At 54.3% G+C, this 1,191-nt stretch carries 1 protein-coding gene; it reads right to left on the reverse strand.

The window, feature by feature from the left end; all coding sequences use genetic code 11:
* Nucleotides 1-32: 32 nt before the first annotated feature.
* Nucleotides 33-980: an IS110 family transposase gene (locus CAF63_RS28165; protein ID WP_085690641.1), complete on the reverse strand. Its 948-nt coding sequence runs from the start codon at nucleotides 978-980 to the stop codon at nucleotides 33-35.
* Nucleotides 981-1,191: the final 211 nt, after the last annotated feature.

A 1,191-nucleotide genomic window follows, 5' to 3' on the forward strand; every position in this document is an offset into this window, starting at 1 on the left:
CTGTGGGAGATTCTATGGTTGAGGGGCAACCCTCAACTTGCTTTCGGCTGGTATTCGCTCTGCCCCTTTAGTAGTGCGAATACGACCCGAGCAAGTTTACGGGCCAGAATCACCAGTGCCTGAGTGGTGCTGAACCCTTTAGCTCGTTGCTCTTCATAAAAACCTTTCCAGGTCGCTGTTCGGCTGGCCGACATGGCTGCATTGTGCAAAAGTCGGCGCGCCTCCGGATCACCTCGTTTTGTCAGACTGCGGCGACCGTCCTTCTGTCCCGACTGTGAAACCCGTAAATCCATCCCCAAAAAAGCGATGAATGCGTCAGCGTTTTTGAACTCGCCCCGTTGAAACGCCGCGATCAGGCGAGCGCCAGTCAAAAAGCCTATGCCTTCAACTTTCATGCAGCGCCTTAGATGGACAAGTAAACCGGCCTCTTTAAGGAGGTCGTTGATCATCTTCTCGACCAGCACTTCAAGCCTCTGCATTGAGGCTATTTGCTCGGCAAAAGCGGCTTTGAGCAGCGGCTCATTTGCCCAGCTCTGTACCAGGCCAACTCGTGCCTGAACCAGCGCGGCGCGCCGGCGGAAAAGGCTCAAGAGCTGACGATACAGCGGCGAGGGTGGAGTCCATGGGTGAAGCTCTTCATATTCGTTTTTCAGATAACGGGCGAGCAGCTTTGCATCCAGCGCGTCGGTTTTGGCGCGAACCTTCACACCTTTGCGGTAGTGGCTTAGTTCATAGCCACCGACCATGTAAATCGTGCAGCCGGCATCATGGGCCAGATCGGCGAATTCCAAGTGATAGATATTGGTCGACTCAATTGCTACGTCGACCGGTGCCGGCAAGGTTTTCAGCCATTTCTTGATGGCTGGCTTGTTATTGGGAAGCGTCTCCAGCAGATCCAGTTCGGTCTGGTAGATCACCAGTTCATCTTTGGCGACATCCACGCCCACGATTGGCTTGGAAACAGAAACCGACATTGCCATTGAACACCCCCCGAGATATGGTTTTGAGCACTTGAAGGGCTCACCCAGAGGCGCAGGCTTGTTCCTATCGTCGGTCTAGCCAGATGCATTCTTTATCGGCGCTTGGGTGAAAGGAGGAGGGGCGAAATCTCCCACGGATCTGTACTGCGCCAACAGTCAGAATCGAGCCTTGTCCCTCCTCCTCCCTTCAAGTACCAGCATACAAGCGAGC

Origin of the sequence: Pseudomonas sp. B20(2017) (assembly GCF_002113125.1) — a bacterium.
Lineage (GTDB): Bacteria > Pseudomonadota > Gammaproteobacteria > Pseudomonadales > Pseudomonadaceae > Aquipseudomonas.

Bases quoted from the DNA above. Each gene is read 5' to 3' on its own strand.
- CAF63_RS28165 (WP_085690641.1), bottom strand. From the start codon at position 980: ATGGCAATGTCGGTTTCTGTTTCCAAGCCAATCGTGGGCGTGGATGTC.